Origin of the sequence: Sphingomonas faeni, assembly GCF_040407565.1 — a bacterium.
In the GTDB taxonomy this organism is placed as follows: Bacteria; Pseudomonadota; Alphaproteobacteria; order Sphingomonadales; family Sphingomonadaceae; genus Sphingomonas; species Sphingomonas faeni_F.
Window position 1 is genome coordinate 1 of record NZ_JAPZPR010000024.1, and the last position, 575, is coordinate 575.

A 575-nucleotide genomic window follows, 5' to 3' on the forward strand; every position below is an offset into this window, starting at 1 on the left:
TACCTCACGCTTGAGAGTCCACACCACCAACGACATCACTGGGTGTCCTTTCGGATCACCAACTCGGCAGAGCAGTGCGCGTTGGCCTTTGTCAGGTGCGGATGATTATAATCTCAGCCAGATTATTTAGTATGATGATGTCGATATCTGAAGCCTCGAACCGCTCGTCCAGATCGCCTTGCACAGAAGTGCCTCACGAACCGCCGAAGCAATCCTCGCCTCCAAAATCGAGCACCTCACGGCATCGATTTTAAAAAACCCATTCACAATGTCAAATACGGGTCGTCTCGACCCAATCACCGTGCTCTCGCACGGCGAACCGTTTCTCTTCATCTCTAGGTTATGGCTGATGGTGCGTTGCCCGCGAGCCCGTCAGTCGCAGCGAAGCTGCGCCTTGTGGGCGCGCTCCGTAGCGCTGGCCGTTCTTGGATACGTGCGCGGCAGCTTCGCTGCCTCGTCTCGTCTCCTGCGAAATGGTGGAGCCTATCGGGATCGAACCGATGACCTGATGCTTGCAAAGCAACCGCTCTCCCAGCTGAGCTAAGGCCCCAAACGCACTTGTGTGTGGTGGGCCT

1 tRNA gene is annotated in these 575 nt (G+C 56.2%); it reads right to left on the bottom strand.

Annotation, left to right across the window (positions count from 1 at the left end):
* Positions 1-474 precede the first annotated feature (474 nt).
* Positions 475-550: transfer RNA gene (locus tag O6Y00_RS21970), tRNA-Ala, on the bottom strand.
* Between the last annotated feature and the right edge of the window lie 25 nt (positions 551-575).